The sequence below is a fragment of the Chryseobacterium luteum genome, assembly GCF_000737785.1.
Taxonomy (GTDB): domain Bacteria; phylum Bacteroidota; class Bacteroidia; order Flavobacteriales; family Weeksellaceae; genus Chryseobacterium; species Chryseobacterium luteum.
In genome coordinates, this window is record NZ_JPRO01000004.1 from 111,242 (window position 1) to 137,533 (window position 26,292).

The following is a 26,292-nucleotide window of genomic DNA, read 5'->3' on the forward strand; positions in this document are numbered from 1 at the left end:
TTTGTCAGTCTTAACAAAAATTAACAATAGAATGGATAATATTGAAGCATTAAGTCCGAAACCGGATGAATTTGTAGAGAATAAGAATTCAAGGCATCCAAAAGGATTGTGGGTTCTTTTCGGAACAGAAATGTGGGAGCGTTTCAACTTTTATGGGATGAGAGCCCTTTTGACGCTCTTCATGGTAAATTCCTTATTAATAAAAGAAGCTGATGCAGCAATCATTTACGGTGGATTTTTAGCTTTATGTTATTTAACGCCTCTTTTGGGAGGATTTATTGCTGATAAATATATCGGAAACAGAAATGCCATCTTAATCGGTGGAACTTTAATGGCTATTGGCCAGTTCCTGCTTTTTATCAGTGCATCTACCTTCTCAGCAGATCTGGGAAGCTCTAAAATGATTATGTGGCTGGCTTTATTCGTTATCATTTTCGGTAATGGATTTTTTAAGCCCAATATTTCCTCAATGGTGGGAAGCCTTTATCCTAAGCAGGAGAAATCCAAACTTGACTCTGCGTTCACCATTTTCTATATGGGGATCAACATCGGAGCATTCCTGGGACAGTTTATCTGCCCGTATGTAGGAGATGTGAAAGATGCAGCTACAGGAGTAAGAGATATATTTGCTTTCAAATGGGGATTCCTGGCGGCTTCAATTGCGATGGTAATTGGAACGGTAACATTCTTTATCCTTAAAAATAAATATGTGGTAACACCGGAAGGAAGACCTATCGGTGGGTTACCTAAGAATAATACAAGTGCAGACTTTGAAGAAGGTGAAACTCAGACCGCAAAATTCTCAGGAACATCTTTAGGTATTACCGGATTTTTATTCGTCGTTTTATTCTTTGTCTTCAGATACCTGCTGGTAGGGGAATTTGGATTTAAAGCTGTAGAAATGGGGCAGATGATCAAAGGAATTATTTATCCTTTCATCTATGCAGCCGGTATTTCCTTAGCCTTCCTTATCATGAGTTCGGCAGAAAACAAGATTGAAAGACAAAGAATCTGGGTAATTTATATTGTATCCTTCTTTATCATTTTCTTCTGGGCAGCTTTCGAGCAGGCAGGATCTTCATTAACCTTTATCGCAGATAACCAGACGGACAGAAACATTTTCGGATGGAATATGCCGCCTTCAATGGTTCAGATCTTCAACGGTATTTTCGTCGTTCTGTTGGCTGTTCCATTCAGTTTAACATGGGATAAATTAAGAACAAAAGGAAGAGAGCCCGTATCTCCTTTCAAGCAGGCAATGGGATTGGCATTGATCGCTCTTTCTTACTTCATCATTGCACACAACGTAAAAGATCTTGGAAATTCAGGATTACTGGCCATCAAATGGTTGATGCTTCTTTACTTCATCCAGACTTGTGGTGAGCTTTGTCTATCCCCAATCGGTCTTTCATTGGTAGGTAAGCTGGCTCCAAAGCGATTTGCATCATTATTATATGGTGTATTCTTTATTTCCAATGCTGCAGGATACGCTCTGGCAGGTTCATTGGGAGCTCTTATCCCGGCTACCGGTGATAAATTTACAAAAGCAAAAGAAATAGGGGTAAACCTTCAGGATGTTTTGGATAAAAAAGTAACGTTAACGGCTGATCAGGCGGCGGCATTTGAGAAAGCTCAGTTACCGTTGCACAATCCTACATTTGCAGGGTTTGAGATCCATAACCTATTCGAATTCTTTATGGTATTCGTAGTACTTTGTGGTATCGCAGCTGTTATTTTGGCACTTATTTCTCCAATCTTAAAGAAAATGATGCACGGTGTAAAGTAACCGCGTTAATAAATACAACAAAACCTCTGCTAAGTCAGAGGTTTTTTTTATTTTCGTATGATGGAAATTTCCGAAGATTCTTTATTTCAATCCGTAAAGGAAATTATTAGGCAGTCGCGCGAAAAAGTGTTTCGGATCGCGAATTCTACTTTACTGCTTACTTACTGGCAGATCGGAAAACTGATCGTAGAAAATGAACAGCAGGGAAAAGAACGCGCTGAATACGGAAAGCAAACATTAAAAAATCTTTCTAAAAAACTATCTCTGGAGTTTGGAAAGGGCTTTGATGAAAGTAATTTAAGAAATATGCGGTCTTTTTATCAGGCATTTCCAATTTGTGACGCATTGCGTCACGAATTAAGCTGGACCCATTACCGATTACTGATAAGAATTGATCACATTGATAAAATGAACTATTACATCAATGAAGCCGTTCAGAATAACTGGAATTACAGAGACTTGAAAAGACAGATCAATTCACTTGCTTACGAAAGAGTGTTGGAGCACAAAAAATCTCCGGTAGAAAACATTCACAGTGTTTTAAAAGACCCCTACATTTTTGAATTCTTAGGTTTAACACCAGACCAAAAGTTTTCTGAAAAGGAAATTGAAACAGCCATCATTGATCATATTCAGAAGTTTCTTCTGGAATTCGGAAAAGGATTTGCTTTTGTGGCCAGGCAACAGCATATTTCTACGGATACTTCAGATTTTTATATTGACCTTGTTTTTTACAATTATATCCTAAAGTGCTTTGTCATTATAGACCTTAAAACAGGAGAACTCTCCCATCAGGACATCGGGCAGATCGATATGTATGTAAGAATGTACGATGATCTGAAACGCGGAGAAGGCGATAATCCAACGATAGGAATTCTACTCTGTTCAGAAAAAGATGAGACCATTGTAAAGTATTCCGTTCTGAATGACAAAAACAATCTCTTTGCCAGCAAATATCTCCTCTACCTTCCAAAAGAAGAGGAATTAAAAGAAATCATTGACCAGGACAGAATCCGTTTTGAGCTGGACCAAAGCAACAATAAACAACCCTAATTAAAATCAATCATATACAATTATGAGTTTAACTTTAGATGAAATACAAAATTTCAAAGGAAAATACCCTAGTCAAATCTGGAGCCTGTTTTTCTCTGAAATGTGGGAACGCTTTTGTTTCTACGGAATGCGCGGAATGCTGGTTTTCTTCATGATCTCACAGCTGAATTTCCACGAAAAAGAAGCTAATCTTCAATACGGCGCGACACAGGCATTCGTGTATGCTTTTACTTTCATCGGCGGTCTTTTTGCTGATAAGATCCTCGGGTTCAGAAAATCTCTCTTTTGGGGCGGACTTCTGATGATCGCCGGGAGTTTGATTCTGGCAACTGACCCGCACAAATTCTTTTTCTTAGGAATTGCATTTACCGTGGTAGGAACAGGTTTCTTCAAACCGAATATCTCATCTATGGTCGGCCAGCTTTATAAGCCGAACGATTCACGGGCTGATGCAGGTTTTTCTCTTTTTTATGCAGGAATTAACCTGGGAGCTTTATTAGGCGGATATTTATGTATTGCCATTGGTAAAGGAGAAATTTTAGGAAGCCTTATTCCGGAAGCAATGAGGTGGAATGTTGCGTTCGGGCTAGCTTCAGTGGTAATGGTAATAAGCCTTATCAATTTCATTTTCACCCAAAAAAGAATGGGAACAATAGGCCTTCAGCCGGGACACCCTTTGGCAGAGGTAAAAACTGCCCCGATCCCCAAATGGAAAGAATACAGTGTATATGTTTTATCTCTTATTTTCGTTCCCATTATTATGAAAATGGTAGCCAAAACGGAATATACAGATTATTTTATGTGGACCATCGGTCCTTTGACATTGATTTACCTGTTCTATGAAATGTCTAAAGTAACTGCTTCAGAACGCAAGAAACTTTGGGCTGCTTTGGTTTTCATCATTTTCTCAATCATATTCTGGGGAATTTATGAGCAGAGCGGTGGATCATTAAGTATTTTCGCTGCGAAAAATTTAAATAAAGATCTTCTGGGATTAGATCCAAACGGTGTTAACAATTCAGGAGGAGCCTTTTTCATTATTTTCTTGGCTCCGCTCATTGGTTTGCTATGGATTTGGTTAAATAAGAGAAAAATAGAGCCGAATACTATCATTAAATTCGGATTAGGATTTATTTTCCTTGGTTTGGGTTATTATATTTTATTTGCTACAAGGCTTTTTGCCAATCTTCAGGGGATAACTTCACTGAATTTCTTCACTGTTGCATTATTGGTTATTACTTTGGGGGAACTTTGCCTCTCTCCTATCGGGTTATCCATCATGACGAAGCTTTCAACAAAGAATCTCCAGGGAATGATGATGGGAATGTGGTTTCTGGCTTCCGCTTATGGGCAGTACGTTGCAGGGATTATCGGTGCAGGGCTTGCCACTGCAAAAGAGGGTTCTACAAATTATGATGCTTTGATCACTTATACCGATGGATATAAACAATTGGGATTATACGCGGTAATTGCCGGTGTGGTATTAATTTTGATATCTCCGTTTGTGAAAAAACTAATGCAGGAGGTAAAATAAAGTAAGCAGGATTATGCTTATTTTTACATAAATATCAAATTATGAAAAAAATTATAAGCATCATACTTTTACTTTTAATAAACTTCAGCTTTGCCCAGATAAAATGGATGACCATTGAAGAGGCTTTAAAAGCCCAGAAAGAAAATCCAAAAAAAATCCTGATTGATTTTTATGCAGACTGGTGCGGCCCATGCAAAATCATGGATAAAAAAACATACGGACACGCGGTAATTGCGCAGATTTTAAATGAAAATTATTATCCCGTAAAATTTAATGCCGAAGAAAAAAAGCCTGTTGATGCTTTTGGAAGAACATTTTCCAATGAAAATACTGAACATAAAAAAGGAAGAAATTCTCTGCACGAGTTCACTCAGTATATGAATGTAGGTGCTGTTCCAAGTACCGTATTTCTTGATGAAAAAGGCGGCCCGATCACTATTCTTCAGGGAGAACTGTCTGCCAAAGAGCTGGAACCTTATTTAGAATTTATTTCAAAAGATCTATTCAAAAAGATACGTTCCAGGGAACAGTGGGAAGATTATCAGAAGAAATTCAAATCTAAAATCAAAGAGTAATACTTTAAATCTCATAGATTTTTTAAATAGCAAGGCTTTCAGGATCATCTGAAAGCCTTTTTTCTTTTCCTTCCAGATACAGTGTTTTCACCCTTCAAATTCAATGGAAATCCTGTAATTAATGGTTTGAGAAATCCTAACCTTTGTTAAGAGTTAAAAAATACTCCAAATAATATCCATTTAACTAAAAAACAAAGACATCATGAAAAACTCAAACATCCTGAAATTGATTCTATTTATTTTTCTGTATCAATTTTCTATCGCACAAAAAGTAGAAACAGTTTCTTTTGTTAGCAGCCCGAATGCTATGAAACTATCAAAAAAACAAATGACAGACGTTCCTATTGCAAAATATACGGGAGGGAGCATGACATTTTCAGTACCCAAAGAAACACTTCAAAATGCGGTACAGGAAGCTGTACACGGGTTCAATCCCAATATTACGGTAGAAAATATTAAGATTGTAAAATCCAATATTGACACATTCTATTTAGGGATCGTAGCACTTAACAATTCTATGGAAAAAGCCACCATATTCCTACCGTTAGGTAATACCGGAAATTCTCCTGATTATTATTTTGTCCCTGGTCCGGGGCATGTGGTTACCTGTGTTAATATCATAGGCTGCCCCAATGACTGCTCTATTGTAAAATACGGTTTCCAGAATCAATCTACAGGCTGTAATTGCGGAGGCTTTGATCCCGGCAATTTACCTGGAAACGGAAATAACTCTACGGTAGGGTGTAATTTCAAGGTCAACAGATATATTTCAGAAAAAGAATTATCTCTGGCTATAAAAATAAAAATAACAGCTTTTTAAAAATATTGTTCAGATTAAAAACCTCTTATTTTAACAAAAAAACCTCTTAAAAAAAATTTAGGAGGTTTTTATTTATACTAAGTTTTAACGATATTCGCATTTGTAAAATGATCATCTGGAACTTAGCACATCCATAGAATACGTGAAAGGAATTGGTCCTGAAAGAGCCAAGCTCATCAAGAGTGTGTTGGGCATTTCTACCGTGGATGATCTTCTGAACTTCTACCCTATCCGTTATCTGGATAAAAGTAAAGTGTTTAAAATTTCCCAGCTTGAGGAAAGCAGCATTGAGGTCCAGCTCAAAGGGAGAATCACACAGGTACAGGAGATCCAGAACGGAAAAATAAAAAGGCTTTCTGCAAAATTCAATGATGATACCGGGACGATGGATCTGGTTTGGTTCCAGTATTCAAAGTGGCTGAAAGAACAGATTCCGGTCAACCGTGAAGTTTATATTTTCGGAAAGATCAATGTTTTCAACCGTCAGTTCTCCATGCCGCATCCGGAAATTGAAGCGGAGGAAAATAAGGAAAGCGACACCCGCCTGAAGCCTATTTATCCCAGTTCTGAAAAGCTGACCAAAAGAGGCCTCAATCAACGGTTTTTCCAGGTTGTTTTAAGAAATATATGCAGAGAGATTCCCAACCTTATTGAAGAAAACTTTCCTGATTATATGATGAAAGCATTTAAGTTTTTATCAAGACAGCATACTTTTTTGAACATTCATTTTCCAAAGGACATGAAGCATTTTGAAAAGGCTGATAACAGGCTGAAGTTTGAAGAATCTTTCTTTTTCCAGCTGGGATACGCCCTGAAAAAGATTCACCATAAAACCCATTCTCCGGGAAATCCTTTTCCTGTTGTGGGAGATCATTTTAACGGCTTTTACAATCATCATATTCCGTTTGATCTTACCAATGCACAGAAGAGGGTTTTAAAAGAGATCCGCCTGGATATGAAGAGACCCGTTCAGATGAACAGGCTTCTTCAGGGAGATGTAGGATCGGGGAAAACTATGGTCGCATTGCTTACCATGCTGATTGCTATGGATAATGGGTTTCAGAGCTGCATGATGGCTCCTACAGAAATTCTGGCACAACAGCATTTCAATGGTATTAAGGAACTTTTAGAGGCTACTGATATCAATGTGCGTCTCCTGACGGGTTCTACCAAGACTTCGGAAAGAAAGATCATCCATGAAGAGCTGGAAAACGGAACGCTTTCTATATTGGTGGGGACACACGCAGTTCTGGAAGATAAGGTGAAATTTAAAAATCTTGGACTTGCTATCATTGATGAGCAGCATAGATTCGGGGTAGCACAGCGGGCAAAACTATGGGCTAAAAATAAAATTCCGCCACATATTTTGGTGATGACCGCAACTCCCATTCCGAGAACGCTTGCTATGAGTTTTTACTCTGATCTGGATGTTTCCGTGATTGACGAAATGCCGGTGGGAAGAAAACCTATCATTACTGCCCACAGGCGTGAGAAGGACAGAACGTATGTGTATAATTTCTGCAGGGACGAGATCAGAAAAGGAAGACAGGTCTATTTTGTGTATCCTTTGATCGAGGAATCGGAAACTTTGGATTATAAAAATTTAATGGAAGGGCTTGATCATGTGATGGATGCATTCCAGGATTACAATGTCACGATGCTTCACGGGAAAATGAAACCTGCTGAAAAAGATGCTGCGATGAATTATTTCGCCTCGGGAAAAGCAGAGATCATGGTAGCTACCACTGTGATAGAAGTAGGCGTGAATGTTCCGAATGCTTCCGTAATGGTAATTGAAAGTTCAGAAAGGTTCGGACTTTCCCAGCTTCACCAGCTGCGTGGGCGTGTAGGAAGGGGAGCGGAACAGAGCTACTGTATTCTGATGACTTCTGATAAATTATCAAAGGAAAGCAGAACCCGTATCAAAACTATGACGGAAACGAATGACGGATTCAAGATTTCTGAGGTGGATATGCAGCTCAGAGGTCCCGGAGATATTTTAGGAACGCAGCAGAGCGGTGTTGTTGATTTTAAAAGGCTTGATCTTGTGAATGATTCTGCAATCATTAAAACGACAAAAAATACGGTTGATAAAATTCTGGAAGCAGACCCACATCTGGCAAGACCGGACAACCTGATCATCAAAAACTATTATTTGAAATACTACAAGGGTAAGAATAAATGGAGTAAGATTTCATAAAAAAACCGCGAAAAGAAAATCTTTCCGCGGCCCCCTTATAAAACTGTTATTTAGAAGAAATTACTTTTGGTCTGTTTAAAAAATTTATTTTAATAGCAAGAACTAATATCCTGTGATTTGGTTTGAAAATATTTATATATTATTTGAATCATCAGCCCTGGCTATTAAAATAAAAAAAACAAAATGAATTATTTTTTCCAGCTTGTTTATTATAAAAACTAACTGTTCAAGTTAAAGGGATGGTAAATGAAACGAATAATTACCCCCAACTCTCTCAAGTTTTCATGATTGTACCGTTTTGTTTAAAGAACTTCTATGCTTTATAGCCGGAAATAAACATAATTCATTTTGTTAAAAACTAACATTGTGACTTATATCTTGATTCTAAAATAATCTGTTCTCTATCATCCATTGCTTTTATATATAGCTAATTTGTGTTGCAATGTTTGCATTTACAAAATTGATGATATTACACGGATTCCTTCTTATATTATTTTAATTATTAATTATACAATTTTCACTTTTATGTGAATAGTATGTATTAAATATTAATTTTTGATTAAAAATCTGAACATAAAAAATCTTTATTCATCCTATTTTCATAATAAAATTATCTTTGTTCAATCCGGAGGAATGATACTGCCAGTTTATGGTAATAATTTCTGTAAGCGACTTTTTCAGGCCGTCATAAGTCTCCGGCTTTCTCATAAAAATATTGGCTCCGTTAACGAAGATTTCTTCTATTTCGTTTTCGGAAATCTGCTGGGCGTAAACCGCAAGTACAATGTTGCTGAATCTGGGATTTATTTTAATTTCTCTCAGGCATTTCATGCAGCTTTTACCTGGAATATCATATTTAATGAAGATTACTTCCGGAATAATTACGTCACTGCTGCTCAAATATTTCATAAGATCATCTCCGTTGGAGAAACACTGGGACTTTACCCCTACCTTTAAATCTCTGAAAATATTTTTAAAGAATATAATGTTACCCTCGTCATCATCTGCTGCTATTACATTAAGGTATTCTCTATTCATACAACACTTTTGAATTTATGATAATGTTTTGGTGTTTTCTTCTTTTTGTAATGATCTTATAAAACTGGGAAGGCGTAATGCCGGTTGTATTTTTGAACTGAGTACTCAAATGGGCTACACTGGAATAATTCAGCTTATGGGCAATCTCTGTAAGACTCTGTTTATTATTCAGAATCAGTTCTTTGGCATACTCAATTTTCTGAAGGATAATGAAATTTTCTATGGACGTAAGTGCCACCTCCGAAAAAAGATTGGAAAGATATCCATAACTGTGGTTCAGTTTTTCAGCAATGTAAATAGAGGCTTTTACCGGAACTGCATTTTCAGAGAAAACAAGCTCTACAATGGTATCCTTTATTTTCTGTACCAAAGCCGTCTTCTGGCTTTCAATAATCTCTATGCCGTAATCTTTAAGATTTTTCTTAAAAAGATTGTGCTGCTCCTGGTTAATGGGTTCATAGAATTCCACTTCACCGAGATTCAGCAGGCGGTATTTCAGCCCGTGCTCCTTTAGCTTTTCATCCAAAACTTTCTTACAGAGAGTATTGAAATCAAATTTTACATACATTTTCATCCTGGTATAAGTGTATCAGATTTCGAAGTAAATATAATAATTATTTCATTAAAAAGTGAAATAGGCATGAATTTTTTAACTTTATACATGAAAGGAAAAATTCCTGCATTATTGAATACAGGAATTTAAACACTAAGGATGAAAAAAATATACTGATAAAAAGCTGCAAAGCTCAAAACCAAGCATATGAAATGTATTATTGAAAGTGATTTGGTTCTGATACAAAGATGAGGTAAAAAGAAACATCACTTGTTATAGAATTAAAATCAAATGTTACAAAATTTTAAGTCAATTATTTGTGAATTAAAAATTCCATGAGATAATCGTCCATTACATAGCCTTGCCCAATATCAAACACACCTTCATCATAAACCCTGTATCCCTGGGATTCATAGAATTTTCGGGCATCGTTATGTTTATTGACATTCAGGATAATTCTCTGGTCTCCGCTTTCATATACTTTCCCATTCAGAAATTGAAGCGCTTCTTTCCCAAAACCTTTCCCCTTGCTTTCAGGAACAAGATAAATGCGGTGCAGCTTTGTTGTCCCTTCTTCATAATGATGCTGGTATCCGATAAAACCTTCGTAAGAGCCACTACTTTCATCCTGAATCATATAATAATGATAATCCGGATTCTGCAAATGACTGCTGATTTCAGCTTCGGAATACATCTCCGAAAGCATATACTCCATCTGCTCACCAGAAAGTATGTCTGAATAAGCGTTTTCCCAGGATCTTCTCGCCAGGTCCCGGATCAGGGGAATATTTTTTTCTGTTGCTTCTGTTAATTTCATAGTTTTTCTGATTAAAAAAAGTGAAAAGCCGGAACTTTTCACCTTTGGTATTGTACTGTGAATGATCAGTTTTGCTTCACAAGTGAATGGTTAATGTCCGGGTGTGTATTTAAAAAAAATCACAAATCACAATTCACAATTCACTTATTAAATTTTCGCCATTTCAGCTTTAATTTTCGCGTAAAGTCCTTCTGAAGCAGGAACTAAAGGAAGTCTTAAATGGTTTTTAATGATCCCTTTTTCTGCCAGAATCACCTTAATTCCGCAAGGATTTCCTTCTGCAAAAATAAGTCTTGTGATCTCCACCAGTTTATTGTGTATTTCATAAGCTTCTTTCACCTTTCCTTCAAAAGCCAGCTGAACCATCGTGGAAAATTCTTTAGGATACCCCTGCCCTATTACAGAGATCACCCCGTTTCCACCGGCTAAAGTTACAGGAAGTGTATATTCATCATCTCCTGAAACCAATGAAAATCCTTCAGGCTTCTTTCTCAAAATATCAAAATACTGAAGAATATTCGGTGCCGCTTCTTTGATCATGAATAAATTCGGGAATTCTTTTGCAAGACGGATCGTAGTATCAGCTTCAACATTCTGGCCTGTTCTGGAAGGAACGTTGTAAATAATGATATTTTTACCGGTAGCAGCCAACATTTTATAATGCTGATAAAGCCCTTCCTGATTAGGTTTATTGTAATATGGAGACACGGAAAGTACTGCATCAAAGGCAGAAAGATCCGCTTCTTCTATCTGTTTCTTTACTTCAAGAGTATTATTACCGCCGATTCCTAACACCAATGGAAGACGTTTATTATTAACCTTAATGATGTGTTCAATCACCTGTTTCTTCTCCTCACCAGAAAGCGTTGCCGCTTCTGCTGTAGTTCCCAAAACAACTAAATAATTGGTTCCGTTTTCGATATTATAGTCAACAAGTTTTGTTAAGCTGTCGAAGTCAACGGATAAATCTTCATTAAAGGGTGTCACCAACGCAACACCTACTCCTTTTAAAATGCTCATCTGTTAGAATTATTTTTTTCAAATTTAATAATTTACCATAAGAATTTGTAATAAATAATAATGTTTTATTATACATATAATTATATTTGCATATACTAAAAGATATTATGGCATCGCTATGACCGAAGTTATTTACAAAAACACTATAAGTACCGGCGATTACATATGACCTTAAAAAATAATTTGCAACCTATGAAAAATAAATTCTTGTTACTAGGAATTGCTCTGGCTACACTTACTGCCTGTAAAACTGCTTCTACACTGCAGTTGGCGGAAGTTCAGCCTCAGAAAAACATTTCTATTAATAATGAGCTGAAGAATGAGGAGGAGTTTGTAAAAGTTATTGAACCTTATAAGCAGAAACTGGACAAGGAAATGAGCCAAAAGATTTCCCACACCAGTGTAGATCTTACTAAGGAGGGTGATAACAGCAATCTGGGCAATCTTTTGGCCGATTATACCTTAGAAGGCGCTGATGCATGGACGAAAAAGAATCTTAACAAAAACGTAGATGCTGCTCTGATCAATATCGGAGGAATACGCACTACCATTGGAAAAGGGGATATTCTCCTGAAAAGTGTTTTTGAAGTAATGCCTTTCGAAAACGAAGTGATTATTGTAAAAATGAAAGGATCTGATCTTCAGGGACTTTTTGATTATTATGCAAAAACTCAGGTCAACAATCCTGTTTCTCATTTATATATTGAAACCAATAAAGGACAGCTTGTCAAGTCACTGATCAATGGCAAGCCTGTAAATCCTGCTCAGGATTATTATATCGCTACTTCAGATTATCTGGCCCTGGGCGGAGACAATATGAAATTCTTTTCCAAAGGGGAATCAATTTCTACAGGTATCAAATTGAGAGATCTTTTCATTGAATATTTCAGGAAAACTTCCAACGTGGTCCCCAATACAGATATTCGTTTAAATTTTACCGGTAAGAAATAATGGATAGAAAAAGTTTTTTAAAAGTAATAGGTAGCGGATCTTTAGCAGCAGCTTTAGCTCCCAATATGATGATGGCGGAAGAATTGAAATTCAATCCTTTTAAATCCGCAAACAAACTGACCATTCTTCATACCAATGACCAGCACAGCAGAATAGAGCCTTTTGATGCAAGCTATACCAAGAATCCCAATCAGGGAGGATTTGCAAGAAGGGCAAGCCTGATACAGGAGATCAGAAGCCAGGAAAGCAATGTTCTTCTTCTGGATTCCGGTGATATTTTTCAGGGAACTCCGTATTTTAATTTCTTCGGAGGTGAACTGGAATTTAAGCTGATGTCTATGATGAAGTATGATGCCTCTACCATGGGAAACCATGATTTTGACAACAGCCTGGCCGGTTTTCTGAAGGTTCTTCCCAATGCGAAATTTCCATTCATCTGTTCAAACTATGATTTTAAAAATACTGTTCTGGATGGAAAGACTTCACAATATAAGATCTTTGATAAAAACGGGATAAAAGTCGGGATTTTCGGAGTAGGTATCCAGCTGGATGGCCTTGTGGGCAAAAAGCAGTATGGTGAAACCGTATACTCAGATCCTGTAGAGGTAGCCCAGCATTATTCCAACTTCCTGAAAAACGAACAAAAATGTGATCTTGTAATCTGCCTTTCCCATGTCGGCTATGATTACAAAGATGAACCCAATAAAATAAGCGACAAAATTCTGGCTGCCCAAACAGAAAATATTGATATCATCTTAGGCGGACATACCCATACTTTTTTACCCGAACCGCAGAATTTTACCAACAGACAGGGTAAAAACGTTCTGGTGAATCAGGTAGGATGGGCCGGTCTTCTTCTCGGCAGAATAGATTTTTACTTTGACGCAAATAAAAACGTAAAGCATATTTCCTGGAACAACCAGGCAATAGACAGCAGCATAACCGTATAATATGAAAAAACTCTCTTTAATCTCTCTTGGTATTTTAACCTCCCTGCAATGTATGAATGCGCAGGTAATTTCATCAAAAAAATGGACTGATCTTTTTTCCTACAATAATGTCTTAGCCATGAAGGAGGACAACGGAAAGATAATTGCCGCTACTGAAAACGGGATATTCTACTATACCATTTCAACCGGAGAGATTACAAAGCTGTCAAAAGCCAACGGTCTCCATGATGTTAATATATCGGCCTTCGACTATAACCCACAGACCAAAATAGGCGTAATAGGGTATGCAAACGGTTCCATGGACGTTATTACTCCACAGGAGATTAAATATATTGTGGATATTCCTATCGCAACAGGATATAACGGAAGCAAAAAGATCAATCATATTTCGATTACAGGGGATCAGGCTGTAGTGTCTGTAGGTTATGGAGTTTCTATATTTAACATCAACAAAAAAGAATTCGGAGATTCGGCATTCTTTGTAAGCGGTGGTGTATATGAAGCCAGCAACGAAGCAACCCTATTTGGAAACAAGGTATATTCTGTAACAAATACCGGACTTAAAAGCCATGAAATGAATACTACATTTCCTGTATTTTCTACCTGGTCGACAGAAATCCCCGGATCATATAAACATATTGACGCGGAATCGTCACTTATATTTTCGTCTGCCACATCTGCATTTATCTACAATAACGGTACGGGTACTCCGCTTCCGGCAAGTTTTGGAAATATCCAGGATATTGTTATCAATTCAACCAATATTATAGTAACGGACAGCAGAATATACACTTTCGGACTAAACGGAGTTTCTTTAAGCGCTGTAAGTATAGGAGAAGACTGTAATACAGCCATAACAGCCAACGGAAAAGTATACGCTGGAACCATACTGTCCGGAATCAAGGAAGAAAGTGGTACTGCCTATAAGCCATCAGGCCCATATTCAAACTCTTCATATAAGATCAATCTGTATGATAACAACCAGATGCTGGTATCATCAGGTGGCAGACTGAACAGGTTTAATCAGCCTGTGGAGAATTCTAAAAAGCCCGGATTCTATTATTTTAACGGAACAGAATGGCTGCGATCTTCTTTTTTTTCAACAACTCCTGCACCCATCAATGTATTGGATGCCGTATTCAATCCGGCAGATAACAGTGAGGTATTTTTCACAAACTATACAACCACTGCGCAAGGGGTCTATAAAATGAAATATAATGCCAGCAGTAAAGATTTTGATTTCGTAAAGCGCTATGACCTGGGATCTCCAGGCGATTATTCACACCGTCCTGTAGGTTTTGCCAATGATCCCCAAAACAATCTTTTTGTTTCTTTCGGTTTCAATTTTGGCAGTCCTTCTATAGGAATTTACGATAGAAGTGCTGATGATTTTGTTATAAAAAAGTTCGGAATAACAAGTGATGGTACTCAAAAGCCTGTATATTATGAGAATATGCTTTGGATCCCACTTCCAAGATCCAACAATTTCATTGTATACGACTATAAAAACCCGACCAATCTTTCTGATGATACAGACTATATATTAAAAGATTCCAATGGGTTCGCAGGAAACTCAAAAGGAACCTTATCTGTAGCTTTTAGTAAATCGGGAGACGCCTGGATCGGTACCGACAGCGGCTTAAGAATATTACCTAATGCTGCTGCAGAAATAAAAAACCCTGATCCTGAAGTAGAACCCATTATTATAGAACAGGGAGGACTTGGGGAAGAACTTTTCAGAGACGGACAGATACTCCAGATAGAAGCAGATGCAGGAGATTATAAATGGATTTCTGTAGACGGCGGAGGTGTATACTACCTTTCTTCTGATGGGCAGCAGACTATAAAGCATTTCACAAAAGAAAATTCTCCTCTTCCTACCAATTCCGTTACCGATATAAAGGTAGACAGAAAAACCGGCAAGGTATATTTTGTAACGTTCAATGGGATTGTAGCTTATCAGGGAGATGTGGCAGATGTAACTGCCAATTTCGGAAATGTGGTGGTTTACCCTAATCCGGTAGTCTATTCCAATTTTAAAGGAAAAGTGACCATTAAAGGGCTTGCAGAAAAAACCAATATCAGAATCACAGATGCAGCAGGAAATGTAATACACTCTGCAGTGGCCAGAGGTGGCTATTATGAATGGGACCTTAACAATATGAAAGGAAACAGGGTAGCTTCAGGTATTTATTTTGTATTGATGACCAACGAGGACGCATCAGATAAAGCTACTGCAAAAATAGCCGTGGTTAATTAATGAATTCACAAAACGGATTTTTATTATCATTCATAAAATACGGCGAAAATGATGCAGTTCTGCATTGTTTTACAGAAGAGGACGGCTTTCAGACCTATTTCTTAAAAGGGATCTATTCCAAAAGAAATAAAAAGAAAGCCCTGCTTCAGCCATTGAACCTGCTTAACTTTACTGTTAACCCTGCTAAAGGAAATGGAATACCATTAGTTTCGGGATTTGAGCTGGTGAAGGACCATGATATGTATATGGATATCAAAGCCAATACCGTTATATTCTTCATTTCAGATTTCCTTAACCAGGTTTTAAGACACGAAAATAAAAATTCAGGTCTTTTCTTCAGTATCGATGAGTTCGTTAATGAACTGGCAAACAAGAACTACCAGTGTCACCTGCTTTTCTTAATTACTGTATTGAAAATTCAGGGAGTTGCACCATTGATCCATACCGGGAAATATTTAGATCCCGAGACAGGAACATTCTCCGAAGTTCCTGCTCACCAGCTGTTCAGTGATGAAATCTCACATATCTGGAAAACAGCCCTCAGCTCAGAAAACCTCTACACAACCAGAATTCATTCTTCACAACGGAAGGATTTTCTGGACAGTATTTTAGTCTATTACCATTATCATATTACAGATTTTAAAATCCCTGCATCACTGGAGGTTATTCAGCAGATCTTTGAATAATCTGAAGGTAAGGAAGTTTTGAAGCTGGAAGTTATTGAGGTACGAAACAGAATTAAAGCACAGCTCCCAAACATTAGCCCTTCACCTCTCCGGGCATTTCCGTTTCAGATTCTGCCATTTCTTTTTTTGAGAATCTTGGCTGCAGAATTTTTGCAATCAGGCCTGTCCACCCGGTTTGATGGGAAGCTCCTACCCCTCTTCCATTATCACCGTGAAAATATTCGTAGAATAAAATATAGTCTTTAAAATCCGGATCAGTCTGAAATCTTTCATACTGGCCATTCACAGGACGTTTTTCGTTTTCGTCCTTTAAGAAGATTTTAGACAGTCTTTTACTTAAAGAATCCGCAATCTGATCCAGGTTGGAGTAATTTCCGCTGCCTGAAGGATATTCCACCAAAAAATCAGGGCTGTAATAGAAGAAAAACCTCTGGAGGCTCTCAATAATCAGAAAATTGATCGGAAACCAGATCGGTCCGCGCCAATTGCTGTTACCGCCGAAAAGGCCACTGTCACTTTCTGCCGGAGTATATTTTACACTATAATCTGCTCCGTTCAAATTTAATGTATATGGATTCTTCTCGTATTCTTTAGATAAAGCCCGTATTCCATATTCGCTTAAAAATTCCTCAGGATTCAGCATTCTCTTCAACAACCTCTTTAGACGGTGCCCGCGAAGCAAAGACAGAAGGTGCTTGGAATCCTGCCCTTTCACTTCCCATCTTGATACGAGGGAAGCCAGCTCCGGCTTATTTTCAAGAACCCATTTCATTCTTTTTTTAAAATTGGGGAGTTTTTCGATCATCTCATCATCAATGACCTCAACAGCAAACATAGGGATCAGGCCTACGATAGTCCTTAATCTTAAATACATATGATTCCCGTCACTGGAAGAAATAGCATCATAGAAAAATTCATCTTCCTGGTCCCAAAGGCTGAAATTCTCATCCCCCATATTATCGAGTGAATTGGCAATAGAAAGGAAATGTTCAAAAAACTTCATCGCCATTTCCTCGTACACCTTGTTGTAAAGGGCCAGCTCAAGGGCAATTCTCATCATATTGAGGGCAAACATGGCCATCCAGCTTGTTCCATCCGACTGTTCCAGCTGCTCGCCATTCGGCAGCCTTATGTTCCGGTCAAAAACCCCAATATTATCAAGTCCTAAAAAACCTCCTTCAAAAATATTATTACCATTGCTGTCTTTTTTATTCACCCACCATGTGAAATTCATGAGCAGCTTTTGGAACGCACTTTCCAGAAATTCCAGGTCAGGTTTTCCTTTGATATATTCATCAATTTTAAAAACCCTGAAAACAGCCCACGCATGAACCGGCGGATTCACATCACTGAAATTCCACTCATAAGCGGGAAGCTGGCCGTTGGGATGCATATACCATTCGAAGAGAAAAAGCTTCAGTTGATATTTGGCAAAATCCGGATCAATTAATGAAAAACTGATCGTATGAAACGCAAGATCCCAGGTCGCATACCACGGATACTCCCATTTATCGGGCATAGAAATAATATGTTCATTGTTGAGATGCTTCCATTCAAAATTTCTGATTTTTTCACGGGATTTTGGAGGGGGAACTTCTGCAGGGTCTCCTTTCAGCCATTTTTCGACATTATAATGGTAAAACATTTTGTTCCAGAGCATTCCTGCAAAAGCCTGCCTTTGTACCAGCTTCTCATCTTCCGATTCTATTCCTTTCTGAATTTCGGCATAAAACTCATCTGCTTCTTTTTTCCTCAGTTCAAAAACAGTTTCAAAATCAGCAAATGGCTCTTCTGATTCCTTATCCGTCATTCTGAATTCAAAAACCCTGGATTCCCCGGCTTTCAGCATCTCATCAATAAAAAATGAAGCTTTAGTTCCGTTACCTTGTGGATTTACGGCCTGGGAATTTCCGTTAATAACAAAATCATTGATTCCGTCTTTACAATATCTTGATTCGTTAGGTGAATGATAAAGTTTTTCGCAATTAGTCTCATTATCACAAAACAGTGTCTTCAAAGACTGCTTTGCATACAGATGTTTGATTTCAATACTTTTGTGGTTAATAACGATATGCTGTGCATCTTCACTGTTCAGTTCCGGTTTATAATTATCATAGCCCCATTTCCAGGTATTCCTGAACCATAGTGCCGGCAGTATGACGATAGGGGCTTCATTTTGGGATTTATTGACAATTGTAAGTTTAACCAGAATATCAGACTCACTTTCTTTGGCATATTCAATAAAGAGATCAAAATATTCATTCTGATCAAAAATTCCTGTATCAATCAGCTCATATTCGGGCTCTTCTTTACTTCTTTCTGCATTGGTTTTTAAAAGATCTTCATAAGGAAAGGCATTCTGCGGATATTTGTACAACATCTTCATATAGGAATGAGTAGGTGTAGAATCCAGGTAGTAAAAATATTCCTTGACATCTTCCCCATGGTTTCCCTGTCCGTTGGTAAGGCCAAAGAAGCGCTCTTTCACCATTTTGTCTTTTTTATTCCAGAATCCTATAGAAAAAACCAGCTGCTGAAGATCATCACAGATCCCGCAAATACCTTCTTCACCCCAGCGGTAAGCTTTGGATTCTGCAGTGTCGTGAGTGGTATATTTCCAGGCATCTCCATTTTCGCTGTAATCTTCACGGACAAGCCCCCATTCGCGGTTGCTGACGTAAGGTCCCCATTTTTTCCATGAGATTTCTGAAAGACGTTGTTTTTCGGACATATATTGATTTTTTGTACTGTGTAATGTTTTATGAAATAAGAGCTCAGAGCCGGGAATCAAGATTTTACATATTAGATTTCAGATTCTTACAATGAATTTTTTTAAACTTTTTATTGGAAAATCGAAGGCGCAAAGCTTTTTTAACTGTATGGATGTTTTAAGGTGCAGGAAAATCAAAGATTCTCAGCAAAAAATTCTATAGTAAAAAGGTTAGAGTCTGTTTAAATTGTATTCAATAAAATTATTGTATAAAAATAATTACTAAAGAAAAATATTCCTCTCGCTGATTTGGCAGATTACACAGATTTTTATAGTTGAAATAAATCTGGTATCCGCGAGATTTTAAAAATTTAAACAGCCTCTTAGAAATTTTATCGCAGATAAAATAATTTTCAGCTAAATCTATCCACTCTAAGACACTATTACTCTCAAACCCTCAAACCCATATCTACCCTCCCGTTGAAAAGCTCTCAAAAGTTGTCATTCCTCCGTCTACAAAAATGCTGGTTCCTGTGATATAATCAGCCAGATCACTTGCTAAGAAAGCCGCCAAATTTCCGATATCCTGCGGCTGCCCTATTCTGTTGTACGGAATAAGATCCAGTAATGAGCTCAAAGCTTCGGGTGTACTCCATGCATCTTTATTGATCGGTGTTTGGATGGCACCCGGGCAGATAGAATTAACACGGATCTTATCAGCTCCATATTCCTGTGCAAGGGTCTGCATCAGCATTTTGATGGCACCTTTGCTGGATGCATAGTTAGCATGGCCTGCCCAGGGGATTATTTCGTGAACGGAGCTGATGTGGATAATTTTTCCACAGGCAATGGAGCGGGAAGGGTCTATACCTCTGCGCAGAAATTCTTTTATAGCTTCTCTAGCACAGAGAAACTGCCCGGTAAGATTCACCCCGATTACTGCATTCCATTGATCGAGGGTCATTTCCGTAAATTTGGCATCTTTCTGAATCCCCGCATTATTGATCAGGATATCTACAGTCCCGAATTGTGAAACGGTATCCTGAAACATTTTCACAACCTGGTCTTCTTTTGAAACATCACATGCGTAGGTGATCCCATTTCCGCCAGCATCTGTAATTTCCTTCAAAACAGCCTGCGCTTCATCTGTTGATCTTTCTGAGGAATGATTTACGATAACGGTAGCACCTGCGGAAGCCAGAGATTTTGCGATTCCGGAACCTATTCCGCTGGAGGCTCCCGTAACGACAGCCACCTGATTTTTAAGTGAAATTTCCATATTTTTATTATTTGATGTTACTCAAAGTTATGGAAAGAATTCAGCAGGATGGAATTTTTAAATTTAAAATTTTCTTAAAATTTCTTATGCATCAGATATTGGGGACCGCTTCTTCCTATTCTGGTTTTACCATCATACAGATAACCTGCTTTCAGATAGATATGATACGCTGAAATATTTTTCTGGTTCACAACAAGAACAATTTCATCGCAATCCGGAAAATGTTTCCTGACAAAGCCATCCACTTTATGCATGGCAGATTTTCCGATTCCTTTTCCCTGCAAGCCTGGATTTATGGATAAAGATCTCAGCAAAACTGATTTTTCATTGTCCGTAAGGTCCCGTTTATCTTCTCCAAAATCCAGCACAAAAAATCCTGCGGGCTTTTTATCTTCAAAAATGGTAACAGCAAATGCTTTACCATCATTTCTCTCCTGGATTCTATCCAAAGCTTTTTCTACCGTCGAAGTAAATTGCTGCTGACTTTCATCCAAAGCGTAATTAAGCTCCGCAAAATCTTGTTCTTTAAAAAACTCTAAACTTGTCATATTCTTAATGGTGATAAATATCCTGATACATCACACCTGCCCTGATCTCTACCGGAAGCTTATTTTCTTCAGGAACGATGGGACAGTTGTAATCGTAAGCGTTATATGCACAGTAAGGCTGATAGGATTGGTTGAAATCCAGAACAATGGTATTTCCTTTCGGAATTTTCAGATCCATGTATTTTCCGCCACCGTAGGTTTCTTTTTCGTTAGTCGCATCACGGAAGGGAAGAAATAAATAATCTTTGTATTTTTTCTGCTTGATCAGGTCAAGACTTTGATATAAGGTTAGCGTATAGGATTTTCCATCCAGCTGAAATGTTGCTTTGCCATATTCCTTATAAGACTTGGTTTTGCCGGAAGAGGTAGGAAGATCAAAAGGTTGGGCATTTTTTGTTTTGCTGAATTGAGCAGTGACTCTATATTTGAGCTCTACCGGAAAGAATGGATGCACTTTAAAGTGGGCTAAATTGTCCCCGCGTAAAGGTGTTTCCTTTGGGTTGAGGTATTCTGCATTGAGCTCTTCCTGAAATTTTCTGATCTCCATGATTTCCTTTGAAATCATTTTCTGAGAAAAGATAAAAAGTGGAAAAAACAGAAGTATGATCAAATATTTTTTCATGAATGATTCAAATTATAAGTAAAACTATGAATTTTTCATGGCTTGAAAAGTTAAAATAGTGATAAAAAAGCACAATCTGTTTTAAATAATCCGTGGCCCATTTTCTTTAGCATATTTTTTGACCATACAGAGCACATGGACAGAAAGAAATTTATTAAAACAGGCATTCTTGCAGTATCAGGTTTTTATTTCCTTAATTCCAATCTGTTCCCGGCCATGCAGTCCGGAGTTGATAAAGGAGAAAAAGAGATCATAGATGCCCCCATACTTATTGTTGGCAGCGGGTATGGAGGTGCTGTTTCTGCCCTGCGTCTCTGTGAATCCGGAAAAAAGGTCGTTATGCTGGAAATGGGCCTTAACTGGCAGAAATCGGGGATTCCCTTTTCAAATATGCTGAAACCGGGGAAAAGTGCCGCATGGCTGAAAAAGAAGACGATTGCGCCTTTTATGAATATTTTTTCTTTAACTCCTTTTACAGGAACACTGGACAGAATGGATTTTGAGCACATCAATATCTGGGTAGGCCGAGGTGTTGGCGGAGGCTCTCTTGTGAATGGCGGAATGGCTGTTACTCCTAAGAAAAGTTACTTTAAAGAAATTTTCCCTGATCTGGATACCGAAAAATTTTACAACATCTATTTTCCGTTAGTACACAAAGAATTGAAAGTGAATGTTATCGGGGAACAGTTTTTAAAGGACTGTCCTTATTATAAATTTACAAGAGTAGGTGAAGCAGAAGCCCATAAAGCAGGCTTTAAAACCATACGGGTTCCTAATGTTTATGACTTTCAGTACATGGAAAAGGAATACAGAAATGAAGTTCCCCGCTCTGCTTTTAACACGGAAGTGATCTACGGAAATAATCACGGTAAGAACAGCCTGGATAAAACGTATCTGAAAAAAGCCCTGGAAACCGGGAATCTTGAGATCCTGGATCTCCACTGTGTTGAACATATTAAGCTTAATGATGATAAGACCTATACTTTACAGGTTCAGCAAACCGATATATCAGGAGGTGTAGTTACTGATAAAGTCTTTAACTGTAAAAAACTGATCCTCGCTGCAGGAACAATGGGAACTTTAAAACTGCTGTTACATTCCAATGTGGTCAATAATTTCCCAATTCATAAACAGATCGGGAAGAACTGGGGAAATAATGGTAATTTCATGACCGGTAGAAACTGGGTAAAACCTCTTTCAGGCGGAACCGGGGCGAAACAGTCTACGATTCCGGTAGGCGGTATAGACAACTGGGATGATAAGGAACATCCTTTTTTCACAGAAATCGCTCCGCTTCCGATGGGCATGGATGTGGCAACAGCCCTGTACCTGCTTATTAACAGGGTTGATAAAAAAGGTGAGGTTTCTTATGATCGTAACGCCAAAAAAATCATCCTGAACTGGGACCAAAGCAATACCTTCAAAATGAGGGAAAATGCCGGTTATTTTATAAAAAAAATGAACAGGGCCAATGGCGGAACGAGAAGCCATTTCTTATTTAACAACGGTTTCGGGGCCAATGTGTGTTACCATCCGCTGGGCGGCTGTGTATTGGGCAAAGTGACTGATGAATACGGAAAATTGAAGGATCATGAGAATCTTTATGTTTTGGATGGGTCTCTGATTCCGGGAACAATTGGTGTCAATCCGTTTGTCACCATCACGGCCATTGCAGAATACTGTATTGAAAATCTGATCCGACAGAATGAATTTTCCTAGGATTTGAAACTACGGCATAGACTTTACCTCATCCAGATAATTTCTTATATCGTCCTCCAGCTTCTGGGGATACCTGAAATTAAGCTTCTTTGCCAGAGCTGTTCCAAGTTCATGCACCAAATCTGCTGCTGCGTATAAAGCATTCCAGTTATCTTCGATACTGCTTCCTGCGAAGGTGGCTTCTGCTTTTATCCAAAGTTCGGCAGACAGGTATTTTTTGAAAAGGCGGCCATGCTTATTGGCTGTGATGTCTTTCCAATCGGAATTGGCGGCAATATACCATTCGATGAGAGGAACGAGATAATCGGTTCTAATCACGTTTTCGGACATGAATTTAGCATAAAACAGGTCACCGCGTTTTAGACATTTCGCCACATAGGTGGTATCCCACCAGAAATCATTCATTAATTGTTGGAATCCCTGTTCTGTCGGTTTCCGGATCATGATAGACTGATAGGTCGGCGGTTTCATGTTTTTAGTCAGATCATCTTTATCAACTAAAACTTTATAACCTACGTCCCAATCTTCAGGAAGAGTTTCTTCCGCGATTTCTTTTAAAAACTCTAATTTATGATAAAGCTTAAAATCAACTTTCACATGATCGGTATATAAAACCATTTTCATGGCGTGTTTTCCATCAAAATAAGTTTCATTTTCTTCTATCATGGAAATAGGCTTACCAAAAAGATCAATCCATTTTTTATCATTCTCATATTCATTCATGTTTTCAAAGACAAGCTCTATATCAAGGTCGCTGAAATCATCAACGGGCGCATAAGGATTCACCAGTGAACTGGTAAGCAGTACAGCGCGGAGGTCAGGATTGCCTTCTGCCCAACTGATGATCTGTTTCAGTTTTTCCTCCCGTGCTTTCATCTTGTTAATTTTAATAGGATTCTGAAATTTTCACCCGGTAGACATCCAGGGAATTTCTTTTGATAGATCCCACAAAAAAACCTCCTTCTTCCGGAATAACTTCTTTCAGATCAAAACTTTTACAGTCTCTCGGTAAACCGGAAAACACTAAGGTAAACCAGAAATCCCGCATAAACGGTACCGGTGTCCAGTTGGGATATATGCTAATATTCTCTGCGTGGATCAGTTTGCTTTTATGCTCGGACTGATTGTCAAGAAGGTAAGTGGAATTCCAGATTCTGATCAGGTTGCCTAAAAACGGTGATGCCGGAAAACAGCAGTGTACAATGACCTGCTTCTCCTCTTCTATTTTGGTCTGAAGAGATTCCAGGAGTTCTTTGGCAATAACGGGCTTGATGATTATTTCTTCCACCTTTTAAATAATGAGTAATGTGAAAAGTGAATGGTGAATTTTGCTTCGCAAGTGAATAGTGAATTTTTTAATTCTGTCTAAAAGATTCACTATTGACCATTCACTTTTCACTTTTTTTAATATTCTAATTCTAATTTTTCTTTAGTATAGTTTCTTACTTTCTCTGTAAGCTCAGGATTCTGGGCTAATTTCTGGCCGTATGAAGGAACCATTTCCAAAAGCTTTTCTTTCCATTCTCCCTGCATCTTTTCAGGAAAGCATTTTTCGAGAACGTTCAGCATTGCATAGACTGCTGTGGAAGCTCCCGGAGAAGCTCCGAGCAATGAAGCAATGGTTCCGCTCTTATTCACAACCACTTCGGTTCCGAACTCTAATTTTCCACCATCTTTTTCATCTTTTTTGATGATCTGTACCCGCTGTCCGGCGATCTTCAGTTCCCAGTCCTCTTCATTGGCATCTTTAATAAATTCTCTCAGGTGCTGCATTCTTTGGGACTTCGTCATAGCCACCTGCTGAATAAGGTATTTGGTAAGGGGAAGGTTATGCCACCATGCTCCAAACAATGATTTTATATTTTTAGTATTAACGCTTTCAGGCAGATCCAAATAGCTTCCCTCTTTCAGAAATTTTGTGGAAAATCCTGCGAAAGGCCCGAAAAGAAGGGCTTTTTTACCGTCAATAATTCTAAGGTCCAGGTGAGGAACAGACATTGGCGGGGCATCTACTGTCGCCTGGGTGTATACTTTTGCATGATGCTTTTCTACCAGCTCCTGGTTATGGCTCACTAACCATTCTCCGGAAACGGGGAAACCTCCATATCCTTCACTTTCTTTAATATCTGAACTCTCCAGCAACGGCAATGCATAACCTCCGGCCCCGATAAATACGAAATCGGCGACTATTTCCTGCTTGTGACTGTGGATTCTGTCTTTTATTTTCATTTCCCATTTCCCGTCTTCTCTCGGATCAATATCTTTTACTTCATGGTATAGGAATACTTCTACATTAGAATCTTCCAGCAGGTGTCTTCCCATTTTCCGGGTTAAAGTCCCAAAGTTAACGTCTGTTCCCAGATCCATTTTGGTAGCTGCCATTACTTCGGACTGATTTCTTTTACTCATCACCAAAGGAATCCATTCTCTGAGCTGTTCATGGTCTGTAGAATATTCCATACCGGAAAACAATACAGATCCTTCCATTTTTTCATGGCGTTTTCTAAGATATTCAGCATCTTTTTCACCAAATACCAGGCTCATGTGCGGACAGGAGTTGATAAATTCTTTAGGATTTTTAACGTATCCACGGGTAACGAGATAAGACCAGAACTGCTTTGACATTTCAAACTGTTCTGCAATACTTTCTGCTTTGGAGATATCAATACTTCCATCCGGCTTTTCGGGAGTATAATTCAGTTCACAAAAAGCGGAATGTCCAGTTCCTGCGTTGTTCCATGCTGCCGTACTTTCCTTTGCAAATCTTCCGAGCCTTTCAAATATAGCGATCTCAAGATCTGGATTAAATTCGTGAAGCAGCGTTGCTAGAGTGGCACTCATGATTCCGCCGCCTACCAGTACAACGTCATATTTCGGTTTTGGTGTTCTGCTTGTAAGTGATTGTGGCATAATTCTAAATTTTACTTCAAATTTCGGTAAAAGTTTTATAAGTAAGGACGCGTTTAAAGATTTTAACACGTTAATTTTTATGGTAAAAACAGTTTCGGAACCGGCAAAAAAATTGATTGATACCACCGAACTTTCCTATTGAAAGAAGTGACCGAAATCAGTGATTTACTGCCGTCAAAGAGGTATCAATAAAAAAACTTAAGCCCCAAAGGACTTAAGCTTATATTTGTGAACATTCAACAAGGTCTATTCATTTAAAAC

At 38.2% G+C, this 26,292-nt stretch carries 22 protein-coding genes; 11 read left to right on the forward strand and 11 right to left on the reverse strand.

Features of this window, described 5'->3' with window-relative positions; all coding sequences use genetic code 11:
• Window positions 1–31 precede the first annotated feature (31 nt).
• The 6 genes from IX38_RS07295 to recG all read left to right on the forward strand — a co-directional run bounded on the left by IX38_RS07295 (window position 32) and on the right by recG (window position 7,968).
• Window positions 32–1,786 carry a peptide MFS transporter gene (locus IX38_RS07295; protein WP_034703393.1) on the forward strand — a complete coding sequence of 585 codons (1,755 nt, stop codon included), beginning with the start codon at window positions 32–34 and terminating at the stop codon, window positions 1,784–1,786.
• A 57-nt stretch (window positions 1,787–1,843) separates the two neighbouring features.
• A complete protein-coding gene (locus tag IX38_RS07300) occupies window positions 1,844–2,839 on the forward strand; it encodes a PDDEXK nuclease domain-containing protein (RefSeq protein WP_034703395.1) in 996 nt (331 codons plus the stop codon).
• Between the two features lie 22 nt (window positions 2,840–2,861).
• Window positions 2,862–4,373 (forward strand): peptide MFS transporter, encoded by a 1,512-nt coding sequence (locus IX38_RS07305; RefSeq protein WP_034703397.1) that lies wholly within the window; start codon window positions 2,862–2,864, stop codon window positions 4,371–4,373.
• A gap of 41 nt (window positions 4,374–4,414) precedes the next feature.
• On the forward strand, window positions 4,415–4,948 hold the full coding sequence (locus tag IX38_RS07310) for a thioredoxin family protein (protein ID WP_034703399.1): 534 nt from the start codon (window positions 4,415–4,417) through the stop codon (window positions 4,946–4,948).
• Between the two features lie 202 nt (window positions 4,949–5,150).
• The gene (locus IX38_RS07315) at window positions 5,151–5,768 is read left to right on the forward strand and encodes a hypothetical protein (RefSeq protein WP_034703400.1); all 618 of its coding nucleotides are present in this window, start codon (window positions 5,151–5,153) and stop codon (window positions 5,766–5,768) included.
• A gap of 115 nt (window positions 5,769–5,883) precedes the next feature.
• Window positions 5,884–7,968, forward strand: coding sequence for an ATP-dependent DNA helicase RecG (gene recG / locus IX38_RS07320; protein WP_034703401.1), 2,085 nt, complete (start codon window positions 5,884–5,886; stop codon window positions 7,966–7,968).
• Window positions 7,969–8,556: 588 nt separating this feature from the next.
• Here the strand turns inward: recG and IX38_RS07325 are convergent.
• From IX38_RS07325 to dapA, 4 genes are all read right to left on the reverse strand, one after another.
• Complete coding sequence (locus IX38_RS07325) at window positions 8,557–9,006, reverse strand: response regulator (protein ID WP_034703402.1); 450 nt, start codon at window positions 9,004–9,006, stop codon at window positions 8,557–8,559.
• Window positions 8,999–9,580 (reverse strand): helix-turn-helix domain-containing protein, encoded by a 582-nt coding sequence (locus tag IX38_RS07330; protein WP_034703403.1) that lies wholly within the window; start codon window positions 9,578–9,580, stop codon window positions 8,999–9,001. The genes IX38_RS07325 and IX38_RS07330 overlap by 8 nt, the downstream gene beginning before the upstream one ends.
• 292 nt (window positions 9,581–9,872) lie before the next feature.
• A complete protein-coding gene (locus IX38_RS07335; RefSeq protein WP_034703405.1) occupies window positions 9,873–10,376 on the reverse strand; it encodes a GNAT family N-acetyltransferase in 504 nt (167 codons plus the stop codon).
• 147 nt (window positions 10,377–10,523) lie between these two features.
• Window positions 10,524–11,396: a 4-hydroxy-tetrahydrodipicolinate synthase gene (gene dapA / locus IX38_RS07340; protein ID WP_034703406.1), complete on the reverse strand. Its 873-nt coding sequence runs from the start codon at window positions 11,394–11,396 to the stop codon at window positions 10,524–10,526.
• Between the two features lie 192 nt (window positions 11,397–11,588).
• Between dapA and IX38_RS07345 the strand changes: the two genes are divergently transcribed.
• Genes IX38_RS07345 through recO form a run of 4 tightly spaced genes read left to right on the forward strand, consistent with a single transcriptional unit; the run spans window position 11,589 to window position 16,243 of the window.
• The gene (locus tag IX38_RS07345) at window positions 11,589–12,347 is read left to right on the forward strand and encodes a 5'-nucleotidase C-terminal domain-containing protein (RefSeq protein ID WP_034703408.1); all 759 of its coding nucleotides are present in this window, start codon (window positions 11,589–11,591) and stop codon (window positions 12,345–12,347) included.
• On the forward strand, window positions 12,347–13,297 hold the full coding sequence (locus IX38_RS07350) for a bifunctional metallophosphatase/5'-nucleotidase (RefSeq protein ID WP_034703410.1): 951 nt from the start codon (window positions 12,347–12,349) through the stop codon (window positions 13,295–13,297). Before IX38_RS07345 ends, IX38_RS07350 begins: the two co-directional genes overlap by 1 nt.
• 1 nt (window position 13,298) lies before the next feature.
• On the forward strand, window positions 13,299–15,557 hold the full coding sequence (porZ, locus tag IX38_RS07355; RefSeq protein ID WP_034703412.1) for a type IX secretion system anionic LPS delivery protein PorZ: 2,259 nt from the start codon (window positions 13,299–13,301) through the stop codon (window positions 15,555–15,557).
• The gene (gene recO, locus IX38_RS07360; protein WP_034703414.1) at window positions 15,557–16,243 is read left to right on the forward strand and encodes a DNA repair protein RecO; all 687 of its coding nucleotides are present in this window, start codon (window positions 15,557–15,559) and stop codon (window positions 16,241–16,243) included. Before porZ ends, recO begins: the two co-directional genes overlap by 1 nt.
• A gap of 73 nt (window positions 16,244–16,316) precedes the next feature.
• On the opposite strand, the gene IX38_RS07365 is transcribed toward recO, so the two are convergent.
• From IX38_RS07365 to IX38_RS07380, 4 genes are all read right to left on the reverse strand, one after another.
• On the reverse strand, window positions 16,317–18,974 hold the full coding sequence (locus IX38_RS07365) for an MGH1-like glycoside hydrolase domain-containing protein (RefSeq protein ID WP_034703416.1): 2,658 nt from the start codon (window positions 18,972–18,974) through the stop codon (window positions 16,317–16,319).
• Between the two features lie 448 nt (window positions 18,975–19,422).
• Window positions 19,423–20,232: a glucose 1-dehydrogenase gene (locus IX38_RS07370; protein WP_034703417.1), complete on the reverse strand. Its 810-nt coding sequence runs from the start codon at window positions 20,230–20,232 to the stop codon at window positions 19,423–19,425.
• 74 nt (window positions 20,233–20,306) lie between these two features.
• On the reverse strand, window positions 20,307–20,780 hold the full coding sequence (locus IX38_RS07375; RefSeq protein ID WP_034703420.1) for a GNAT family N-acetyltransferase: 474 nt from the start codon (window positions 20,778–20,780) through the stop codon (window positions 20,307–20,309).
• A 4-nt stretch (window positions 20,781–20,784) separates the two neighbouring features.
• Window positions 20,785–21,345 carry a DUF1684 domain-containing protein gene (locus IX38_RS07380; protein ID WP_449384744.1) on the reverse strand — a complete coding sequence of 187 codons (561 nt, stop codon included), beginning with the start codon at window positions 21,343–21,345 and terminating at the stop codon, window positions 20,785–20,787.
• 192 nt (window positions 21,346–21,537) lie between these two features.
• On the opposite strand from IX38_RS07380, the gene IX38_RS07385 reads away from it, so the two are divergent.
• Window positions 21,538–23,121, forward strand: a complete 1,584-nt coding sequence (locus IX38_RS07385) for a GMC family oxidoreductase N-terminal domain-containing protein (RefSeq protein WP_034703424.1) — start codon at window positions 21,538–21,540, stop codon at window positions 23,119–23,121.
• Between the two features lie 9 nt (window positions 23,122–23,130).
• Here IX38_RS07385 and IX38_RS07390 read toward each other — a convergent pair whose 3' ends face one another.
• From IX38_RS07390 to mqo, 3 genes are all read right to left on the reverse strand, one after another.
• Window positions 23,131–23,997 (reverse strand): AadS family aminoglycoside 6-adenylyltransferase, encoded by an 867-nt coding sequence (locus IX38_RS07390; protein ID WP_034703427.1) that lies wholly within the window; start codon window positions 23,995–23,997, stop codon window positions 23,131–23,133.
• Between the two features lie 10 nt (window positions 23,998–24,007).
• A complete protein-coding gene (locus IX38_RS07395; protein WP_034703429.1) occupies window positions 24,008–24,409 on the reverse strand; it encodes a hypothetical protein in 402 nt (133 codons plus the stop codon).
• 116 nt (window positions 24,410–24,525) lie between these two features.
• Window positions 24,526–26,031, reverse strand: coding sequence for a malate dehydrogenase (quinone) (gene mqo / locus IX38_RS07400; RefSeq protein WP_034703430.1), 1,506 nt, complete (start codon window positions 26,029–26,031; stop codon window positions 24,526–24,528).
• Window positions 26,032–26,292 lie beyond the last annotated feature (261 nt).